Origin of the sequence: Bacillus sp. FSL M7-1020 (assembly GCF_038050415.1) — a bacterium.
GTDB lineage: Bacteria > Bacillota > Bacilli > Bacillales > Bacillaceae_G > Bacillus_A > Bacillus_A toyonensis.
In genome coordinates this window covers 2,829,548-2,850,412 of record NZ_JBBOTW010000001.1, presented here as the reverse complement: position 1 = coordinate 2,850,412, position 20,865 = coordinate 2,829,548, and the positions used below count along the sequence as shown (strand labels likewise).

The following is a 20,865-nucleotide window of genomic DNA, read 5'->3' as shown; positions in this document are numbered from 1 at the left end:
ATGAAATCACTATATTCTAGATTCGTTTTTATGACAGTAGGTATTATGCTTCTTAGTAGTATTATCGGTTTTTTATTAACGAATGTATATTATCAAGTGAAGTTAAAACCGTATAATAGTGAAAAGATTTTAAACTATGCTGAGGAAGTTAAATCGTTATATGAAAAGCAAAATGAAGAAAATAAATATGATTATTTACAATCTATTGCGAAGTTAGGGTATGAAATTTATATTGTAGACGACCAAATGAATGGAAAGCGTATCGGCAACGCGTTTCGTAAAATAACGATAAGTGATGATACGGTTCGTAAAGTATTGCAGGGGGAAACGTTTAATGGTGTTTCCACATATCCAACGAGGCTCTTTATTACAGGATTCTTCGATAATGAATTAATTAATAGTGTCGGTGTACCGTTAAAACACGGTGATAAACAATACGCTTTATTTATTCGTCCTGACATTCAGCAACAATTTGGTGAAATGAGAATTTTCTTAGCGGTTTTACTTGGTTTTATCGTGTTATTAAGTATTATTTTTATTGCGATTGCAGCAGGATATATCGTTCGCCCAATTCGTAAATTTACGAAAGCTACGCAAAAAATTGCAAGTGGTGAATATGAAATTGAATTAGACGTAAAACGAAAAGATGAAATAGGAACGTTATCTACAAGCTTCCAAAAGATGACGAAAAGTATAAAAGAGTTAGATGAAATGAGACAAGAATTTGTTTCGAACGTTTCACATGAATTCCAGTCACCGCTTTCTTCCATACAAGGTTTTTCGAAAACATTGCAAACAGAAAAGATGAGTGAAGAAGAAAGAAATCATTACTTACAAATTATTGAAGGTGAAAGTAAGCGAATGTCTAGTTTATGTAAACAGTTACTTACGCTCGCTTCATTAGATAAAGAAGAGAAAGTGTTGCAAATAAAAGAATTCAATTTACAAAAGCAAATTAAAGACGTCATTTTTATGCTCGAATGGAAATGGCGTGAGAAAGATATCGCTGTTGAATTTGATGTGCCGGACATTACTATAAAAGGTGATGAAAATTTACTACATCAAGTGTGGAGTAACATTTTTACGAATAGCATTAAGTTTTCAAACGATGCTGGAACGATTGAGTTTTTCGTGGAAGAGTTAGAGTCTAGCGTTATAATTTCTATATCCGATAACGGAATCGGCATGGAAAAAGAGGAGATGGAACGTATTTTTGATCGTTTTTATAAAGTAGATACGGCAAGGGCAAGAAACGTAGAAGGTAGCGGATTAGGGTTATCGATTGTGCAGAAGATTGTTGAACTGCATCATGGAAACGTTTCAGTGTATAGTACGAAAGGGGAAGGGACGACTGTTCGGGTTGAACTTCCTAAATAGATAGAAGAGGCTGTTTGGGAGCAGCCTCTTCTTTTTTTATCGCTAGTATACGTGTAAAGTGAAAAAATATGAGTCATTTTAATTGCATAATCGGACGAGTTTGTAGCGTGAAATCAGGAGGAAGTTTATTTGAAAATGTAGAATCTCTACAGAGTTATAAGGATTTTATTGAAACTTTAGCTATTTAGGGAGGAAATTACTTTGAAACGAATTGATTTGTTATTAAATGCACTAGATTCAACATTCGATAAAGAGAGTTGGTATGCACCGTTTAAACATGCTATAGAAGGACTTACAGCCGAACAGGCTATGTGGAAACCATCTGGTGAGGCAACGAATACCATTTGGGAGAACGTTAATCATCTCATTTATTACAAAGAGAGGCTTGCTGCAAACTTGGAAGGCCGTGAATGGACACATAATCTCGACGGTGATGAAACCTTTTATCTTACTAAGCAATCTAATGGTGATAAGGAATGGAAGGAGGTCGTTGAACGTTCTGAAAATGCTCAATGTAATTTAAGACTGGTATTAAGTGCAATTTCTGAAAAAGAACTTGAACAAAATTCACTTGAGGGTAAGTTACTGGATATTATGCTTCACGATGCTTATCATACTGGCCAAATTATTCAATTAAGGAAAATGCAGGGTGCATGGCCATCAAATCGTTAACTGAACGTTTTAGTTATTCCGTTCATGGGCGCTGTTGTTGAATGGAATTTAGATTTTTTAAATGAACTTATTGTTATATGTTTATTTTAGTATCTTACATCCAAAAGTAAACAAGCATAACCCCGTCCTAAATTTAGAATGGGGTTATGCTTGTTTGAGCCTTATAGCAAAAAGAAAATATTTTCTTTTTTTGCTATAAGGCAGTACCTTTCACCTGTTCTTCCTTAAACCGAAGCTCAAAAGTATCCGCTGTAATCTTCTGTTCATATTCCGTTCATATTTCTTTTTTATGATAAGTGCATAGAAAGAAAGAGGAAGGAGCGAGCAAAATGTTTTTAGCTCTGCGTGAATTGAAACAATCAAAATTAAGATACGGATTAATCGGACTTATTATGGTGTTATTATCATTTTTAGTCCTTGTTATTTCAGGATTAGCAAATGGATTATCATATGATAATGCGTCATCGATTCAAAATATGGAGGCAAATAAGTTCGTTTTAGCAGATGATGCGGAAAATAAATTACTTCGTTCACAAATTAAGAAAGACGATGTAGATAACGTAGTAAATCAAGTAGGCGAGAAAGAAGCAGTTCCGTTTCGTGTAAAAGTTTCAACGTATGAAAAGAAGGATAGTTCGAAAAAGGTTGATGTCGCTATTTTTTCAAGTGAACGTGATACATTTTTAGAACCGAACATTGTAAAAGGTGAGAAATTGGGTACAGCGAATAATGAAATGGTTGCTGACGAATCAATTAAAGAAAAAGGAATCGATATTGGGGATACAATTATCGATCCTGTTTCAAAGAAAGAATTTACAATCGTTGGATTTACGAAAGACCAAATGTTTAGCCATACACCAGTTGTATATGTAAACGAAGATGTATGGGGCGCTATCTCGCAATCAAATCAAAAAGATTATAGTGCGATTGCACTTAATACAGATAAAGAGATTAAAAATGCTCATGTTATTGATAAAAAAGAAGTACTGCAAAGTATTCCAGGATTTAAAGAAGAGCAAGGAACATTAACGATGATCATTGCATTCTTACTTGTTATCGCTGCGTTATTAATCGGTGTATTCTTCTACGTCATTACGTTGCAAAAAACACAGCAATTAGGTGTATTAAAAGCAATCGGTACGAAAAACTCTTATTTAGCAAATAGCTTAGTCGTGCAGGCGTTATTCTTATCAGTCGTTGCGATGGTAATCAGTATTGTTCTTGTACAAGGATTAGAACAAATTTTACCAGCAGGTATGCCGTTCTTATTAACAACACCGATGATTGCACAATATGCAGCAATCTTTATCGTCATTAGTATTTTAGGAACACTTATTTCGTTATATCAAGTATTAAAAGTTGATGCATTAGAAGCGATTGGAGGCGGGATGTAATGACTTCATTATTAAAATTAGACAATGTAAGTAAAGTGTACGGAGAAGGGCATACGGAAGTAACAGCCCTTCATCCGATATCGCTTGATGTGAAAGCCGGAGAATTTATTGGAATCGTCGGTCCTTCTGGATCAGGGAAAAGTACGTTATTATCAATCGCGGGTGCTTTATTATCGCCGTCAAAAGGGGATATATACATTCGTGAACAAAATATTACGCAGTTATCCGAAAAGGAAATGACAGATATACGTTTGAAAAAGATCGGTTTCATTTTCCAGTTCGCAAACCTTGTTCCGTATTTAAATGTGAAAGAACAGTTACTCTATATTGCAAAGCTGAAAAAAGACAACAAACAAGAGTCTGAAAAGCGTGCGGATCACCTATTAGCGGCATTTGGATTAGGAGAAAGAAAAAATCATTATCCAAATCAACTATCTGGTGGAGAAAAACAAAGGGTGGCAATCGCTCGTGCGTTCATGAACAACCCAGATTTAATACTAGCAGATGAACCAACGGCAAGCTTAGATTCAAAACGTGCGCGTGAAGTCGTTGAAATGATGAAACGCGAAGTGAAAGAAAGTCAAAAAGCAGCCATTATGATTACGCATGATGAAAGAATGCTTGATGTATGTGATCGTATATTGACGCTTAGAGATGGACAGTTAATATAAAGAAAAAGGCCAACCGCACATGCGGTTGGCCTTTGTATAATTGTTTTTAATAAGTATAATGGCTTTATTTTGAGAATAACGTTTTAATTTTATTTCGTGTTACTAATAAAACGCTGCCTAATACAGATAACATACCTAAAGCCATATTATTTGATTGCTCACTACCAGCGTTAGGAAGTTCTCTAGCGTTATTGTTTTTAGCACTATTATCTGCTTGCGTTTGTTTCGATTGTGATATTTCATTAATTTTGTTATCAACATTTTGCTTCGTTGTATGTACCTCAGCTAATTTGTCATCAATTTTTTTCTCAGTATGTTTAAAGTCGTTGATTTTAATATCTAAGTCTTGTTTTTTCTTTGTTAAATCGTCTGAAACAGTTTGTTTCGCTTGTTTAATTTCGTTAATTTTATTTAGTAAGTCTTGTCTAGCCTTTTGTAATTCAGCTAGCTTATTTTTCACATCTTGTTTAGCTAGTTCTAAGTTAGCGGAAAGACTATCTAAATTGCCTTTAATTTTCTTAAGTTCCTCTAACGTATTCCCAGTATTCGGCTTGTTTTCTTTTAACTCAGCAAGTTTGTCCTCAGCAGTTTGTTTCGCTTTCTTTAACTCAGCTAATTTTTCATCTACTTGTTTTTTAACTTCCTTAAGTTCATTAACCTTTTGATCAATGTTCTCTTTATGTTGCTTAATTTCATTCACTTTTTCATCGACAGTTTGTTTATGTTCTTTAATCTCATTAACCTTGTTATCGATATTTTGCTTATGTTCTTTTACTTCAGCAACTTTATCATCTACTTGTTTCTTATGCTCTTTAATCTCATTGATTTTCTCATCGACGATTTGTTTGTCTTGTTGAAGTTTTGCATCTAACTCTTGTTTATGTTGTTTCATTTCGTTAATTTTTTCATCAGCAACTTGCTTACGTTCATGTAGTTCATTCACCTTAGTATCAACATTTTCCTTAACTTGGTTAAGTTCATTTAATGTTTGATCCACATTTTCTTTGTGCTGCTGTAATTTCGCATCTAACTCTTGTCTATGTTGCTTAATTTCAGCTAATCGATCTCCTGTATTTTGCTGTGGAGTAGTATCGTTTACTTCCGCATGGGCCGAGTTTGCGCCTGCAATCATAGCTAAAGCTAGTGTAGACGCAGCGATTGTTTGTTTTGTTTTCATATTTTTGTACCTCTTTTCTTTCATATGCATGAGCTGTTTTGTGTAGAATTGAGCATATAGAAGTAGATTATTTTATTATTATATACCATGTGCGGTGACTAGAGGAAGTATTTACATATTAATCTAAGAATATGTAATTTTTAAAATCTCTTATTTAGGGGGAGGGGACAAATCTTCAGCAAGATGAACAATTTCTTCTATACTAAGGTTTACATCCTTACTATTGCGAATAATAAACAAATGATCAGCCTCGTTTTCTATAGGATCTATTGTATCCTCATGCAGTGATTTAGCCTGTTGGCGATTGAGCATTTCTTTGAAACTAGAATAGTTACCCCTAAAAATATTTGTACTTCGTTTACTATGAGCCACTCTTTTATATAGGACATCAACAGGAATGTCAAAATGGACTAATATGCGTATATATTCGTTTTGTGGAAATAATTCATTTAGTAAATATACTCTTCTGTTTTTACTGCGATTGGAATTACAAATGATAAGGTGTAAATTTGTATATGCTTTTGCATAATCAACAATGAATTTTGAAAGACCATGCTTTAGTGTATTTGGCCCTTCAGTCGGCTGTAATTTTTTATAATGCGTGTTAATAAATGCAGCTTGGTTGTCTTGATCCATTATGAAAGAGTTACGTAACTCTTTTTCTAGCGCTCTAGCGAATGTAGTTTTTTCGCTGTGGGTTTTCCCTACTGTAATGATAACTAATCTTTTCATGACAGCCTCCGTTGGTACTGTTATAAACTGGAATATTCTATGCGAGAAGGAGTATTCCTGCTAGAAGATACACAAATTGCTAGAGTGAGGGCGAGCTGAAAACTTGATAAAAAAACTTATTTATGCTATAATTTACCAATATAAAAATAAAGTGTATAATAGGGTTCTCCTGGCCAGGGGGACCCTATTTTTGTTGTGAAAATGAAGGAGTGTATGTGCGTGAAACAAGGTGAAGCAAGTGTAACGTCGTTAGTATCAGCTTTTGGAAGGGCATATCATAGTGAGTTTGATAGTCCTAAAATCTTTGATGATTATGTAGCTAAAGATTTTCTTTCACAAAAAGAACGTAACAATATTGAAATGAATATGGTTCAAGGAATACATTTTTTCAATAAAGATATTGCAGAGCAGTTTGAAGATAATCCGAAAGAAATATTAAAATGGATTACACAAGTTCAGTTATCACCAACACCTTTAGCACGTGCAGCATATTGTGAAAAGGTATTACTACATGAAATTACACTAGGAGCAAAACAATATGTCATACTCGGTGCAGGTTTGGACACGTTTAGCTTTAGGCACCGAGAATTAGAAAATAAAATAGAAATATTTGAAGTGGATCACCCTTCTACGCAAGCGTTTAAGAAAATAAGAGTGAAAGAGGCAGAATTTGAAATTCCAAATAACCTTCATTTTGTTTCCATGGATTTTACGAAAGGATTTTCCTATGAACAGTTACGCAATGAAGGATTTGAAAATAAAAAGACTTTCTTTAGCCTTTTAGGTGTTACGTACTATTTAACGAAAGAGGAACTTTCCAGTTTAATAGAATGTTTATTCGATTTGGTTCCAGCAGGGAGTTCCATCGTTTTCGATTATCCTGATGAAAACTTATTTATAGAAAAAGGGTTGTCCAATCGAGTTGAAAACATGGTGAAAATGGCTGCGGTAGGCGGAGAACCGATGAAATCATGTTTTTCTTATACCGAAATAGAAGCACTGTTAGAAAAGTCGGGCTTACTCATTTATGAGCACTTATCACCAGTGGACATAAATAAATTGTATTTTGAAGGAAGAAACGATTATTTAGAAGCTTTTGAGACGGTACATTATGTGCATGTGGTGAAAAGGTAAGAAATTAGTAGGCATGGGGAGGAATCTCTGTGTCTTTTTTGTATTAAATTTCCTGCCCTCGAATAAAGAACAGTAAAACCCCTAAGTATGTAGAACTTTGATTTTTATTACAATTTTGTAAGGTTAAGTAATAAAAATCGATAGAATAGGATATTAGAATGGGATATTCTAATCGATGGGTAGAATATTCTGAAAAAAAGGGGTGTAGCAAATGAAGAATAGACAAAAAGCATCGATAATATGCAAAAGTATTTTATGTTTAATGATTTGTATATTCATTATGAATGAAGCATGGTTTACAAATGTGGTGAGGGCAGAATCGGGCACGTTGACTAATAGAAGTATAGAGAATTTCAAAAAAAAGATGGATGAACAGGTACCAAAATGGCAGGAGAATTATGAGGTACCAGGGGTTGCAATAGGTATCGTACATGAGGGGCGTATTGCTTATACACTTAACTACGGTTATGTAGACAAAAAGACAAAAAAAGCGGTGAGTGATGATACATTGTTTCAAGCTGGTTCTATATCTAAAAGCCTTACAGCGTGGGGAATCTTGCATCTTGTAGATGAAGGACGTTTATTACTAGATGATCCCGTTGGAAAATATCTGACCAAATGGAAATTACCTAATTCAGAGTTTAATAATAATGAAGTCACGATAAGAAGATTGTTAAGTCATACAGCAGGGCTGTCTGCACATAAAGGATACCTCGGGGTTGCACCAGGGAAACATCTTGACTCTATTGAGGAATCTCTGTCTGGAAAAGGATGGCTTAATGAACCAGTGGAGGTTACCAATAAACCAGGTTCAGAAACAATTTACTCTGGTGGCGGATATACAATTTTACAACTTGTAATTGAAGAGGTTACCGGAATACCGTTTGATCGTTATATGGAAGAACAAATTATGAAACCTTTAGGAATAAAATCTAGTTCATTCTTACAACGTCCTGAAAACCATAACCTTTCGAAAGCTTATGGATATTTTGGAGAGGAGCTCCCTAGTTACCAATTTACCGAACAGGCTGCTGCAGGTCTTAAGACAAATGTTACGGATATGATGACATTGATACTTGCAAGCATGGATGCAAATAATAAGGGGAATGGTGTCATCAAAAGTGAACATGTTGAAGAAATGCAAAAGCTAGTATTAGGGGAGAATGGTTTAGGTATATTTGAAAAAAAACTATCTAATCAATGGAAATTACTTTATCATTCTGGTGACAATCGAGGCTGGCATTCTTTTTATGGTTTCATTCCTAATACAAAGGATGGATTGGTAATCCTTACAAATGGTGAAGGTGGTATAGACTTACGACAGGATATTTACCACGCATGGATTGAATATGAAACGGGAAAATTACCTGAAAGTTACTTCTCTCTAGCTGAGCAGAGAAAAAACAACTCTATTACATCAATTGTTATTGGAGCCACACTTGGTTTATATTTGCTGCTATTTGTGATTAGATTGTACAAAGGTAGAAGAACTTTCATTTTTAAGCAAGAGAAGAGATCCTACATCGGATTAGTAGTTAGGACATTTTTACTTATTATTACTGCTATCCTCGTATTTTGTGCTGCCTATTTGTGGAGAGTTTTCAGCTTGAATTCCGGTAATACAATAAATTTTATTCTAATAATGGTATGGATTATAACATTATTAATTAGTGGATTTTTCCCGAAAATTAAAAGTAATAAAAAACAACGTATGAAACGAAAAGATTTAACATCAAAATTTACATGTATGTAATGTTAAAGGCTAGAAAGCTAGATTGGCGCGAATCTCGAATTGTGGAGTGCAATGAAAAGACAAAATCTCTTAAAAAACAATTAATTTTTCACTCCATTAGCCTTTACAATCTCTCCCTATAATATGAATTGGACAAGCACCTAAGAGAAAGCAGAATATGTCAGTTTGTACATTCTATTATTAGGGGGAGAATTTGTATGAAAAAGACAGTTGCTTCGTTAGCAGTTATGGCAGCATTATTACCGACGTTTTCAGTGCATGCGGAAGGGAAAGAGCAAGTCCGAAAATCAGCTACAACTTTTAACGTTATTAGTGATATTCAAGGGGATTTAGGGGACTTTGATCACGTGTTAAAAGATATGAGCAAAGTGACGCCACTTTCTAGAGCGCTTATTATGAATGGGGATATAACGCCAACTGGACAGCAGTCACAATATGATGATGTGAAGCGTGTGTTAAACAAAAATAAACATCCGGAAAATGTATGGTCAACTGTTGGGAATCATGAGTTTTATGCTGGGAAATGGACAGCTGATGGGAAACTTTCTCAAAATACATGGCCAAATGGTGTAACTGAGGAAACGCTATTTAACCGTTATCTGAAGTTCAGTGGGCAAGAAAAGGTATATCATAAAAAAGAATTAGACGGTTATCCGCTTTTATTTTTAGGAACTGAAAAATATATGAAATACCACGATTCAAAAATGTGGGACGAAGTATATATGAGTGATGAGCAATTAGGTTGGCTTAAACAAAATTTAGAAGAGTATAGTCAAAAAGATAAAAATAAACCAATTTTCATTTTCTCTCATCACGTTTTACCTGATACGGTATCCGGATCGAAACAATCACCATATTTACAAGATTATTTAAACGTGGATAAATTGTATGATATATTAAAAGACTATCCGCAAGTTGTTTTCTTCACGAGTCATACGCATTGGGATTTAAACTTACCTGACTGGGCTGGTAAAAAGAAAATTAAAGGCGGAGATGAAAAAGGTTTCACTGTTGTAAATACAGGCGGGATTGAAACAGGCTGGATGTCAGCAGGACCAAATGGTGGAGAGAAAACTGCTCCTGATGGATATTCATTTAAACAAGGACTGCAAGTGAAAGCATACGGTAACGATGTTGTCGTAACGGCTTACGATTATAAACGTGATAAGGATATTAAGAAATTATTAGTTAGTGATTCAAAAGTTGCGCAAATGGCACCAGATGTAACAGCTGATGATAGTAAAAACGTAATTGCCGGTGCAACTGAATACATGGAGTACTCTATAGAAGGAACGAATGAGTGGTATACGTATAATAAAGCAAATCCTCCGAATTTTGATGGAGATAAAACTGTATACGTACGTCATAAAGGTGAAATGAATTTAGAGCCGGGATTAACGCAGTTACTTCGTTTTTCGGTAAATAAGTGATTGGAGGGAGTCCGCATTTGAATGTGTGGGCTCTTTTTTTGTTGATGAGAAATGGGTGCTTGTCTGTCGTTTTTTGTCGATAGATCGATATATTAAGAAAATCGTTGATATATTGCAAGTTACGATCGATATATTTGAAAAACCGTTGATATATTGTAAGTAATGAACGATATATTTAAAAAATCGTTGATATAAATTTCATGTACCGTAATTAAGTTAAAATCATTAATACGGTTTTACTTATCAAAATGAAATTCTAATACATTTTTAACCCAGAAAGGTGACTTCATCATTTTTACATGTAATAATAGTATCGTTACATATATTGTGAAAGAAGTACAAAAGGAGCGTTACAATGAATTTAGCTAAATTCCCGAGAAAAAAATATACAGAATCATATACACCAATTGAAAAGTTAAACAATTTTTCTGAAGTACTTGGTGGGCCGACTATTTATTTTAAACGAGATGATTTACTTGGTTTAACAGCTGGCGGTAATAAGACGAGAAAGTTAGAATTTCTAGTTGCGGATGCACAGGAAAAGGGTGCAGATACGTTAATTACAGCAGGTGGTATTCAGTCTAATCATTGCCGCCTGACACTGGCAGCTGCGGTAAAAGAGAAAATGAAATGTATCCTTGTATTAGAGGAAGGGCTTGAGCCAGAAGAGAAGCCAGACTTTAACGGAAATTATTTCTTATATCACTTATTAGGTGCTGAAAACGTAATTGTTGTACCAAACGGAGCAGATCTTATGGAAGAGATGCAGAAAGTAGCAAAAGAAGTAAGTGAAAAAGGTAGTACACCATATGTAATACCAGTTGGTGGATCAAACCCTACTGGCGCAATGGGATACGTTGCTTGTGCGCAAGAAATTATGGCGCAATCATTCGAGCAAGGAATTGATTTCAGTACAGTTGTTTGTGTAAGTGGTAGCGCGGGTATGCATGCTGGTTTAATTACTGGTTTTTCTGGAACGCAAAGCCAGATTCCTGTAATCGGAATTAACGTAAGTAGAGGAAAAGCTGAGCAAGAAGAGAAAGTAGCAAAACTTGTAGATGAAACTTCAGCTCACGTTGGTATCCCAAACTTTATTTCACGCGAAGCCGTTACATGCTTTGATGAATATGTAGGACCAGGATACGCTTTACCAACACCAGAAATGGTTGAAGCAGTACAGTTACTTGCGAAAACTGAAGGTATTTTACTTGATCCAGTGTATACAGGTAAAGCAGTAGCGGGACTAATTGACTTAATTAGAAAAGGTACATTTAATAAAGAAGATAACATTTTATTCGTACATTCAGGTGGCTCGCCAGCTTTATATGCGAACACATCTCTATTTGCGTAAGTGTAAAAAGCATTGGGTATCCAATGCTTTTTTTTGTTATATAGCGGAATTGTTAGAAGGTGAGAAGTGGATTACATGGGTTCAAATGTAAAGTGATTCGGATATCGTTATAATCGATTGTTTAAAAATATTATGAGATGGGCCCTAGTATGTATAAAGTTCGTTCTGCTTGCTACTGTTTTGTTTGATGTTCAGTATTTTATTACTAGATTAGCAAGTGATAAATTCAATAAGTTTTAAAAAGTTATAGGTGTTAGTTTGATTAAAGTATTGCTACAAATATTGACTTTATAAATAGAAGAAACCCAAACAATTTAATCAAAATGTTTGGGTTTTAATTTTAGATTCTTTACATTTTTATAAAAAAGATTGATCGTTTTATGTGGTCTACTTAAATATTTTGTCATTTTCAAAAAAAGTTCATTTATATATTCCTTCAAAATCTTATTCACATGTGTATAAAGGATTTAGTCAATAAAGAAGATTTAAAATGTTATGGTGAGAAAAGGGAATTGCTAAAAAGAGAATATCTATTCGAAGAGTTTGGCAAAATACTGCAAGGATAAAGTATTCTTGTGCAGATATGCAAACGATTTAAACGAATCAATGAAATTTATAATGAGGGAGCAAACAAATATATGAGTGAAACATTACATAAAAGAAAACCACCATATTTAATGCTTGTAATTCTTTTTATTGGGGCCTTTGTTTCATTTCTAAATAACTCGCTTTTAAATGTAGCTTTGCCATCAATAATGAAAGATTTAGACATTCAAGATTATTCAACGATCCAGTGGCTTTCTACAGGATATATGCTTGTTAGTGGTATATTAATTCCGGCATCAGCATTTTTAATAACCCGCTTCTCAAATAGGAGCTTATTTATTACATCTATGGTGATTTTTATTCTTGGGACTACCTTAGCGGCTGTAGCACCGAACTTTGGTTTATTACTTACTGGTCGGATGGTTCAAGCGGCAGGCTCTTCAGTTATGGGACCTTTGTTAATGAATATTATGCTAGTAAGCTTTCCGAGAGAAAAAAGGGGAACAGCAATGGGGATTTTTGGACTAGTTATGATTACAGCTCCAGCAATTGGACCGACACTATCAGGTTATATTGTAGAGTATTATGACTGGCGTTTGCTTTTTGAAATGATTTTACCATTAGCAATCATTAGCTTACTATTAGGGGTTTGGAAATCTGAAAATGTCATGAAACAAAATAAAAATGCAAAACTTGATTATCTCTCATTGCTATTATCTTCTGTCGGTTTTGGCGGTTTGTTATATGGATTCAGTTCTGCAAGCTCCGATGGTTGGATGGATACAGTTGTCGTAACAACTTTAATCATAGGCGCTATTGCCCTAATTGCTTTCATTATCCGTCAATTAAAAATGAATGAACCGTTATTGGATTTACGTGTTTACAAGTACCCAATGTTTGCACTTGCATCTGTAATTGCAATTGTCAATGCGGTGGCCATGTTTTCAGGTATGATTTTAACACCAGCTTATGTACAAAACGTCCGTGGTATTTCGCCGCTGAACTCTGGGCTGATGATGCTTCCGGGTGCGGTAATAATGGGGGTTATGTCACCAATTACAGGTAAACTATTTGATAAATATGGCCCTCGGATTCTTGGCATAGTAGGACTTTCCATTACAGCTGTTTCAACTTATATGTTGGCAAACCTGCAAATTGACTCTAGTCACACACATATTATTCTTATTTACACACTGCGGATGTTTGGGATGGCAATGGTGATGATGCCACTTATGACAAATGGTCTTAATCAATTGCCGACTCGCTTAAATCCGCACGGTACGGCTGTTAATAATACAGCTCAACAAGTGTCCGGTTCGATTGGTACTGCTATTCTTGTTACGATTATGAATTCTGTAACAACAACAAAAGCTGAAAGTCTAATGTCTGATGTAGATCCAACAACCTTCACAGCAGCTACGAAGGCAATAGTAACTCAGAAGGCTTTATTGTCCGGAATTCAGCATTCATTCTATGTAGCGCTTGGCATGAATGTTGTTGCACTGCTATTAGTTTTTTTCGTTAAACGTGTAGATACAAGTGCGGAAGCAGTCGATAGGTTAAATCGTTAGAGCAAAACAAAACTCTTGCTAATGATTCCTACAAGTTTTTTTGCTTATTAGTTCGAATATGAAGAAATCTAAATTTCCGCTGCTAAGGCGCCGGTATTTAAAGCTGGAAAAGAACCAGTGAAATAATTACATATAGTAAAAAAGATCTGATATTCATATCAGATCCTTTCAGATTGAAGACAAACACATTGTTCAATTAAATAATGTGTTTGCTTTTTATCTATTTCTCTATCCTTCTCAAGCTTTTTATGCGGTGTTTTTTTATTTTCACTCAATATTTTCTACATGTAAACACTTAGTTTCACAGTAATATCCTTTGCCGCCAACATAAACTTTTTCTATTTCATTCTTGCTATTGGTTGCTAATTTAACTAATATTTCGGAAGGCGAGTGTAAAGAATAACCTTGTTCAAATACATAGACTTCTTTTTGCAAGTAGTGCTGTTTATAAAGGTAGCAAGCTAATGCACCGTTTGAAGTTCCAGTCGCTGCTTCTTCATTGATATCGTATAGTGGAGCAAAGTTTCTGCATATAATTCGATTGTCATTAAAAGTATATAGATGCATCCCGACAACATTATAATACTTGCTGATTTCTTTAATTTTTTCAAAATTAGGTTGCATTGTATGTAATTGTGTTTCGCTTTTTATAGGAATTAAAATATCTTTTAAGCCCGTGGAGACAATTTGAATTGGGTATTTATTGTCTATATCTTTAATGTCAAAGCAGTCGATAAACTCATTTGGAGATATAACATCATAGAATATCGGTTCGTTTTGTTCCATGAATATGATGTCCTCTTTTATGGTAATAGTAAGAACACCGCTGTTCGTTTCAATCGTATAGCGATTCTTGAAAAGTTTATTTAAATGCATCAGTATCGTGAAAGAGCCAATTGTGGCATGCCCACATAAATCAACTTCTTCTTTTGGTGTAAAATACTCAATTTTATAATCAGCAATTTCAGATTCTGATATAAATGCGGTTTCCGCATAGCCCAGTTGTTTGGCTATTGCCATTTTTTGAGTAGTGGTCAATGTATTCTCCATAAATACCACTCCTGCTTTATTTCCGCCTTTATGATCCTTGCTAAATGCACTTGCAACATAAACGGATATTTTCATAAGACACCTTCTTTCCTCACTTATAGTAAATTGTAGCATGGAAAGCACTACGTATAAATGTTGTTGGATAAATTTACTATAAAGCAAGAGACAAACTATTTTTTAGCATCTGAACTCTCTGGAAATAGTTTCACTAGTCAAACATTACTTATCGTATTTGTTTGACTGGACATTAAAAACTATGGGCTTTCCAAATACTACAATCTTAAGCTCATCAACTTCTTTGTTTTGGGTATTCGCTTTTCTTAGCTTGACGGATATGTAGTGCAACTGTAGCTGTAAAATAAAGTGTGATCAAAATATGTGGGGAGTTTTTAGATTATCTTTTAACACCAACATTATAATGCTCCAATTATAATAATTCGCTTCATTGTAAGTTAGTATTTTTTTCTGCAAGTTATAAATCTAATGTCAACAAACAACTTAGATTACCAACCTTATAAGCAATATCATAATCATGAATAGTTAGGGAAAAGATAAAATAAGGTAATCAATTACATATCTTTATCCCAGGCGATTACTTGCTATCTTCTCTTTATTGAATGGGATATTTTATCCCGCTATTTGCCGGGCAGTAAGACCCCCACCTCAAAATTCAGCGGAAGCAAAGAAGTTAGGTGGGGGTCGGGCTGCCCGTAAAAGCCCGATTGGTGAGGGCTGATTAAAGTTTCACTTTATTTCATGCTTTTTGAAAGGGTGTTTTTAATGGATAAAAAAGTATCTGCCATTCCTCAGCCGAAAACATATGGACCGCTGGGGAATCTCCCATTAATCGACAAAGATAAACCGACCTTATCTTTTATCAAGATAGCGGAAGAGTATGGTCCTATTTTTCAAATTCAAACTTTAAGTGATACCATCATTGTCGTTTCTGGACATGAACTGGTAGCAGAAGTCTGTGACGAAACACGGTTCGATAAAAGTATAGATGGTGCTTTAGCAAAAGTTCGCGCCTTTGCTGGGGACGGGTTATTTACAAGTGAGACTGACGAGCCTAACTGGAAAAAAGCTCATAATATTTTGATGCCTACATTCAGCCAACGGGCAATGAAAGATTATCATGGCATGATGGTTGATATTGCTGTACAACTCGTTCAAAAATGGGCAAGACTGAATCCGAATGAAAACGTAGATGTTCCGGAGGATATGACCCGCCTTACATTGGATACAATTGGTCTATGTGGTTTTAATTACCGATTTAATAGCTTTTATCGTGAGACCTCTCATCCTTTTATCACTAGCATGAGCCGTGCTCTAGATGAAGCGATGCACCAATTACAGCGACTGGATATAGAAGACAAACTCATGTGGAGAACGAAACGTCAATTTCAGCATGATATCCAATCCATGTTTTCTTTAGTAGATAATATTATTGCTGAACGTAAAAGTAATGGAAATCAAGAAGAAAATGATTTACTTGCCCGTATGTTAAATGTGCAGGATCCGGAAACTGGTGAAAAATTAGATGATGAAAATATTCGTTTTCAAATTATCACTTTTTTAATAGCTGGGCATGAGACAACAAGTGGATTGTTATCTTTTGCAATCTATTTTTTATTAAAGAATCCGGATAAGTTGAAAAAAGCCTATGAAGAAGTAGATCGGGTATTGACAGATCCTACTCCAACATATCAACAAGTTATGAAACTTAAGTACATACGGATGATTTTAAATGAATCGCTACGTCTATGGCCTACTGCTCCAGCATTCAGTCTCTATGCAAAAGAAGATACAGTAATTGGTGGGAAATATCCAATTAAGAAAGGAGAAGATCGTATTTCTGTTCTTATTCCACAGCTACATAGGGATAAAGACGCATGGGGAGACAATGTGGAAGAATTCCAACCTGAACGATTTGAAGAGCCGGATAAGGTTCCTCATCATGCTTATAAGCCATTTGGAAATGGTCAACGAGCATGTATCGGTATGCAGTTTGCACTTCATGAAGCCACTCTCGTAATGGGAATGCTTCTTCAACATTTTGAATTAATCGATTATCAAAACTATCAGCTGGACGTAAAACAAACATTAACGCTAAAGCCCGGTGATTTTAAGATTAGGATCCTTGCCCGAAATCAAACGATCAGCCATCCTACTGTCCTTGCACCTATAGAAGAGAAGCAGAAAGACCATGAAATCAAGCAGCAAGTTCAGAAGACTCCTTCTATTATTGGAGCTGATAATCTTTCGCTGCTTGTTCTGTATGGCTCGGATACAGGGGTAGCAGAAGGTATTGCAAGAGAACTAGCAGATACAGCTAGTTTAGAAGGTGTTCAAACGGAAGTGGTAGCTCTTAACGAGCGAATTGGAAGTCTGCCAAAAGAAGGAGCAGTTCTTATTGTGACTTCTTCTTATAATGGAAAGCCGCCAAGTAATGCAGGGCAGTTTGTGCAGTGGTTGGAGGAATTAAAACCGGATGAGCTAAAAGGTGTTCAATACGCAGTTTTTGGTTGTGGAGATCACAATTGGGCTAGTACTTATCAGCGGATTCCAAGATACATTGATGAGCAAATGGCTCAAAAAGGAGCAACAAGATTTTCTACACGCGGAGAAGCAGATGCAAGTGGTGATTTTGAGGAACAACTCGAGCAATGGAAACAAAGCATGTGGTCTGATGCGATGAGGGCATTTGGACTAGAACTTAACAAAAATATGGAAAAAGAGCGCAGTACTTTGAGTCTGCAATTTGTTAGTCGTCTTGGAGGATCTCCTCTTGCCCGAACATATGAAGCAGTTTATGCATCTATACTAGAAAATCGTGAACTCCAATCATCCAGCAGTGATAGGAATACGCGGCATATCGAGGTATCCTTGCCAGAAGGGGCTACGTATCAAGAAGGAGACCACCTTGGAGTGCTGCCAATTAATAGCGAGAAAAATGTTAACCGAATTTTAAAACGCTTTGGATTAAATGGGAAGGATCAAGTCATACTGAGCGCAAGTGGGCGCAGTGTAAATCACATACCTTTAGACAGTCCTGTTAGTTTGTTTGACCTTATTAGTTATAGTGTCGAAGTGCAAGAAGCAGCCACTCGAGCACAAATACGAGAAATGGTGACATTCACAGCATGCCCTCCTCATAAAAAGGAATTGGAATCATTATTGGAAGAAGGAGTTTATCATGAAAGAATATTAAAGAAACGTATTTCAATGTTGGATCTTCTTGAAAAGTATGAGGCTTGTGAAATCCGATTTGAACGATTTTTAGAACTTCTTCCTGCACTCAAACCGCGTTACTATTCTATTTCAAGCTCGCCACTCGTTGCACAGGATCGTCTGAGCATTACGGTTGGTGTTGTTAATGCACCTGCATGGAGTGGGGAAGGGACATATGAAGGAGTCGCTTCTAATTATTTAGCTCAGCGTCATAATAAAGATGAAATTATCTGTTTCATTCGAACGCCACAATCAAACTTTCAATTGCCTGAAAATCCAGAAACACCAATTATCATGGTGGGGCCAGGTACTGGAATTGCACCATTCCGTGGATTCTTACAAGCGCGTCGTGTTCAAAAGCAAAAAGGTATTAACTTAGGACAAGCGCATCTATATTTTGGTTGTCGTCATCCTGAAAAAGATTATCTTTATCGTACAGAACTAGAAAATGATGAAAGAGATGGATTAATCTCTTTACACACAGCTTTTTCTCGTCTAGAGGGACATCCAAAAACATATGTACAGCATTTAATAAAACAAGATAGAATCAATTTAATTTCGTTATTAGATAATGGAGCTCATCTTTATATATGTGGTGATGGAAGTAAAATGGCTCCGGATGTAGAAGATACCCTTTGTCAAGCATATGAAGAAATTCATGAAGTTAGTGAACAAGAAGCAAGGAATTGGTTGGATTATTTGCAACATGAAGGACGATACGGGAAAGATGTTTGGACTGGAATATAAATTATCCTTAATTAGATAAGTAATATGTAACGAATGAACTTCTTTCGACTAAGTGTTACTTTACAAAATAAACGTATTGATAAAAATCCCGTATTTTTTATGGAATACGGGATTTTTCTATTTTTTAATAAGCTGGACTGATATTGTAGAAAAAGAAAAAATCTCATATGAAACTAAATTAGAGTGTTACACATAGAGTAGGGCCGTTCTATTAAAAAACTAAGTTTGATTAAATAAATGCGATAAAATCTTGTCAAAAATAATGAAATTTTAGGAAAAATAAGGTACACTAGTCAATGGTTTTGGTTTAAAATCGATTGACGTTAATGTCTATGGGGGAAAAATTGATGAACAACAATACAGTAAATGAATCAGTTGAAGAAGTTCATAAAAAACGAGTAAGATCAAGAAAACGTTTTCCAAATTGGAAATTTATCGCAGCGGGTGTTGGTATAATTGCGCTTCTCGTTGGGGGAGTGAGTTATTATCAGGTAACTCACTTCAATTCGAATGTTACGATTAATGACACCAAAGTTGGTGGTATGAGTGCTGATCAGGCAATACAGAAATTAAAAACATCTGGACTAGCAAATAAAGTTTATGTCGATCAACAACAAATTTTAGATGAAAAAGAGACAAAAACAGAACTTACGGAAAAAGATTTGCCTCAAGTTAAGAAGCTATTAAAAAGCCAGTGGACATTTTTCCCTTCCTCAAAGGAAAAAAATTATTCAGTGCTACCGAAAAAGGCGGATCAGTATCGTAGTGAAACGATGAAAAAACTTGTAGAAGAAAAGCTCGTTTCTATGAATAAAGAATTAAAAGCACCTCAAGATGCTATGGCGAAGCTTGAACAAGGAAAAATTGTTATTTCGAAGAGCGTTGATGGAAAACAGTATGACGTTACTAGTCTATTGAAAGATTACGACAAGCAGAAATATAAAAGCGAAATTCATCTGAAGTCTACATACATACAGCCTATTAAAGAAGACGATCCAATTATCAAAAAAGAGGAGCAAGCACTACAGAATCTTCTTGGGCAGTCCGTTGAATATAAAGTACAGAATGAAGTGTATCCTTTAAAAGCGAAAGATTTAATTCAAAATGCCTCTATGTCAAAGGATATGAAAGTGACAATCGATGCGAGTGACATTAAGAAAAAGATTACTGAAATTAATAATGCTAAATCAACATTAAATAAAAATTTCAGCTTTAAAACCCATTCCGGTTCGGTTATATCAGTAAAAGGACAAGGCTACGGCTGGGCACTAGATGTTGAAAAAGAAACAAAACAAGTTCAACAAGCTTTTGAAAAGGGTGAAAAATCGCTATCTGCTTCTAATATTCACGGAAATGGTTGGGAGAAGGAAGGTATCGGTTATGAAACAACAGCGAATAACGGTATTGGAGACACGTATGCGGAAGTTTCAATTGCAGATCAACAAATCTGGATTTATAAAGATGGCAAATTAGCAGTCACAACAAATGTAGTAACTGGTAAACATAGCACGAGTGAAGATACATCACCAGGTGTGTGGTACGTTCTGTATAAACGAACACCATACACGTTGAAAGGAAGCGCAGTAGGTAAAGCTGATTATGCAGTTAAAGTAGATTACTGGGTACCATTCACAAATAGCGGTCAAGGATTCCATGATGCTGGCTGGCGAACAAATTGGGCGAATAATGCCTATTTAACAGGGGGATCAGGTGGGTGTGTTAACCTTCTTCCTAATGTTGCAAAAACTGTGTATGATAATTTGAACACGTATGATCCAGTTATTGTGTACTAGAAAATAGCAATCTTGCGTGAAGCGATGTATGTATGAAGAACTTAAATTAAAAAAAGAAGCAGAAAATCGTGAGTGATTTTCTGCTTCTTTTTTATTATGTATACTATGTACTTCTCGTGTGCGGGGGGAACTGTTATCTAGGTACATTTAAACATAACATGTGGTTATCAATTCAGAGAAAGGCATCTGATGGTATCTTTTCTTTATTTCCAAAAGGACTTGCTCAATATCATCAT

At 35.3% G+C, this 20,865-nt stretch carries 14 protein-coding genes; 11 read left to right on the top strand and 3 right to left on the bottom strand.

The window, feature by feature from the left end; genetic code table 11:
• The 4 genes from MHB70_RS14480 to MHB70_RS14465 all read left to right on the top strand — a co-directional run bounded on the left by MHB70_RS14480 (nucleotide 1) and on the right by MHB70_RS14465 (nucleotide 4,114).
• Nucleotides 1-1,377 carry a sensor histidine kinase gene (locus MHB70_RS14480; protein WP_061530658.1) on the top strand — a complete coding sequence of 459 codons (1,377 nt, stop codon included), beginning with the start codon at nucleotides 1-3 and terminating at the stop codon, nucleotides 1,375-1,377.
• Between the two features lie 201 nt (nucleotides 1,378-1,578).
• On the top strand, nucleotides 1,579-2,049 hold the full coding sequence (locus MHB70_RS14475) for a DinB family protein (protein ID WP_000820988.1): 471 nt from the start codon (nucleotides 1,579-1,581) through the stop codon (nucleotides 2,047-2,049).
• A 329-nt stretch (nucleotides 2,050-2,378) separates the two neighbouring features.
• Nucleotides 2,379-3,443, top strand: a complete 1,065-nt coding sequence (locus MHB70_RS14470) for an ABC transporter permease (RefSeq protein ID WP_061530657.1) — start codon at nucleotides 2,379-2,381, stop codon at nucleotides 3,441-3,443.
• Nucleotides 3,443-4,114 carry an ABC transporter ATP-binding protein gene (locus MHB70_RS14465; protein WP_000202614.1) on the top strand — a complete coding sequence of 224 codons (672 nt, stop codon included), beginning with the start codon at nucleotides 3,443-3,445 and terminating at the stop codon, nucleotides 4,112-4,114. The genes MHB70_RS14470 and MHB70_RS14465 overlap by 1 nt, the downstream gene beginning before the upstream one ends.
• A gap of 64 nt (nucleotides 4,115-4,178) precedes the next feature.
• On the opposite strand, the gene MHB70_RS14460 is transcribed toward MHB70_RS14465, so the two are convergent.
• Nucleotides 4,179-5,291, bottom strand: coding sequence for an LPXTG cell wall anchor domain-containing protein (locus MHB70_RS14460; protein ID WP_061530656.1), 1,113 nt, complete (start codon nucleotides 5,289-5,291; stop codon nucleotides 4,179-4,181).
• A gap of 150 nt (nucleotides 5,292-5,441) precedes the next feature.
• Nucleotides 5,442-6,023 carry an AAA family ATPase gene (locus tag MHB70_RS14455; RefSeq protein ID WP_000826965.1) on the bottom strand — a complete coding sequence of 194 codons (582 nt, stop codon included), beginning with the start codon at nucleotides 6,021-6,023 and terminating at the stop codon, nucleotides 5,442-5,444.
• Nucleotides 6,024-6,236: 213 nt separating this feature from the next.
• Between MHB70_RS14455 and MHB70_RS14450 the strand changes: the two genes are divergently transcribed.
• The 5 genes from MHB70_RS14450 (at nucleotide 6,237) to MHB70_RS14430 (ending at nucleotide 13,808) form a co-directional block, all read left to right on the top strand.
• Complete coding sequence (locus MHB70_RS14450; protein WP_073990643.1) at nucleotides 6,237-7,157, top strand: class I SAM-dependent methyltransferase; 921 nt, start codon at nucleotides 6,237-6,239, stop codon at nucleotides 7,155-7,157.
• A gap of 211 nt (nucleotides 7,158-7,368) precedes the next feature.
• On the top strand, nucleotides 7,369-8,910 hold the full coding sequence (locus MHB70_RS14445) for a serine hydrolase domain-containing protein (RefSeq protein ID WP_000797443.1): 1,542 nt from the start codon (nucleotides 7,369-7,371) through the stop codon (nucleotides 8,908-8,910).
• 197 nt (nucleotides 8,911-9,107) lie between these two features.
• Nucleotides 9,108-10,340 carry a DUF4073 domain-containing protein gene (locus MHB70_RS14440; RefSeq protein ID WP_000754301.1) on the top strand — a complete coding sequence of 411 codons (1,233 nt, stop codon included), beginning with the start codon at nucleotides 9,108-9,110 and terminating at the stop codon, nucleotides 10,338-10,340.
• Between the two features lie 355 nt (nucleotides 10,341-10,695).
• The gene (locus tag MHB70_RS14435; protein WP_001046631.1) at nucleotides 10,696-11,691 is read left to right on the top strand and encodes a D-cysteine desulfhydrase; all 996 of its coding nucleotides are present in this window, start codon (nucleotides 10,696-10,698) and stop codon (nucleotides 11,689-11,691) included.
• 638 nt (nucleotides 11,692-12,329) lie between these two features.
• Entirely contained in the window at nucleotides 12,330-13,808 is a 1,479-nt protein-coding gene (locus MHB70_RS14430) for a DHA2 family efflux MFS transporter permease subunit (protein WP_000005107.1), read from the top strand.
• Between the two features lie 267 nt (nucleotides 13,809-14,075).
• Here MHB70_RS14430 and MHB70_RS14425 read toward each other — a convergent pair whose 3' ends face one another.
• A complete protein-coding gene (locus tag MHB70_RS14425) occupies nucleotides 14,076-14,933 on the bottom strand; it encodes a PhzF family phenazine biosynthesis protein (protein ID WP_000704337.1) in 858 nt (285 codons plus the stop codon).
• Between the two features lie 705 nt (nucleotides 14,934-15,638).
• Here MHB70_RS14425 and cypD point away from each other — a divergent pair.
• Together cypD and MHB70_RS14415 are read left to right on the top strand one after the other, a co-directional pair.
• On the top strand, nucleotides 15,639-18,836 hold the full coding sequence (cypD, locus tag MHB70_RS14420) for a bifunctional P-450/NADPH--P450 reductase (RefSeq protein WP_000359053.1): 3,198 nt from the start codon (nucleotides 15,639-15,641) through the stop codon (nucleotides 18,834-18,836).
• Between the two features lie 347 nt (nucleotides 18,837-19,183).
• Nucleotides 19,184-20,629: a L,D-transpeptidase family protein gene (locus MHB70_RS14415; protein ID WP_001064111.1), complete on the top strand. Its 1,446-nt coding sequence runs from the start codon at nucleotides 19,184-19,186 to the stop codon at nucleotides 20,627-20,629.
• Nucleotides 20,630-20,865 lie beyond the last annotated feature (236 nt).

Coding starts and splice junctions, on each gene's coding strand:
- MHB70_RS14480 (WP_061530658.1), top strand. CDS start 1: ATGAAATCACTATATTCTAGATTCGTTTTTATGACAGTAGGTATTATG.
- MHB70_RS14470 (WP_061530657.1), top strand. CDS start 2,379: ATGTTTTTAGCTCTGCGTGAATTGAAACAATCAAAATTAAGATACGGA.
- MHB70_RS14465 (WP_000202614.1), top strand. CDS start 3,443: ATGACTTCATTATTAAAATTAGACAATGTAAGTAAAGTGTACGGAGAA.
- MHB70_RS14460 (WP_061530656.1), bottom strand. CDS start 5,291: ATGAAAACAAAACAAACAATCGCTGCGTCTACACTAGCTTTAGCTATG.
- MHB70_RS14455 (WP_000826965.1), bottom strand. CDS start 6,023: ATGAAAAGATTAGTTATCATTACAGTAGGGAAAACCCACAGCGAAAAA.
- MHB70_RS14450 (WP_073990643.1), top strand. CDS start 6,237: ATGTGCGTGAAACAAGGTGAAGCAAGTGTAACGTCGTTAGTATCAGCT.
- MHB70_RS14445 (WP_000797443.1), top strand. CDS start 7,369: ATGAAGAATAGACAAAAAGCATCGATAATATGCAAAAGTATTTTATGT.
- MHB70_RS14440 (WP_000754301.1), top strand. CDS start 9,108: ATGAAAAAGACAGTTGCTTCGTTAGCAGTTATGGCAGCATTATTACCG.
- MHB70_RS14435 (WP_001046631.1), top strand. CDS start 10,696: ATGAATTTAGCTAAATTCCCGAGAAAAAAATATACAGAATCATATACA.
- MHB70_RS14430 (WP_000005107.1), top strand. CDS start 12,330: ATGAGTGAAACATTACATAAAAGAAAACCACCATATTTAATGCTTGTA.
- MHB70_RS14425 (WP_000704337.1), bottom strand. CDS start 14,933: ATGAAAATATCCGTTTATGTTGCAAGTGCATTTAGCAAGGATCATAAA.
- cypD (WP_000359053.1), top strand. CDS start 15,639: ATGGATAAAAAAGTATCTGCCATTCCTCAGCCGAAAACATATGGACCG.
- MHB70_RS14415 (WP_001064111.1), top strand. CDS start 19,184: ATGAACAACAATACAGTAAATGAATCAGTTGAAGAAGTTCATAAAAAA.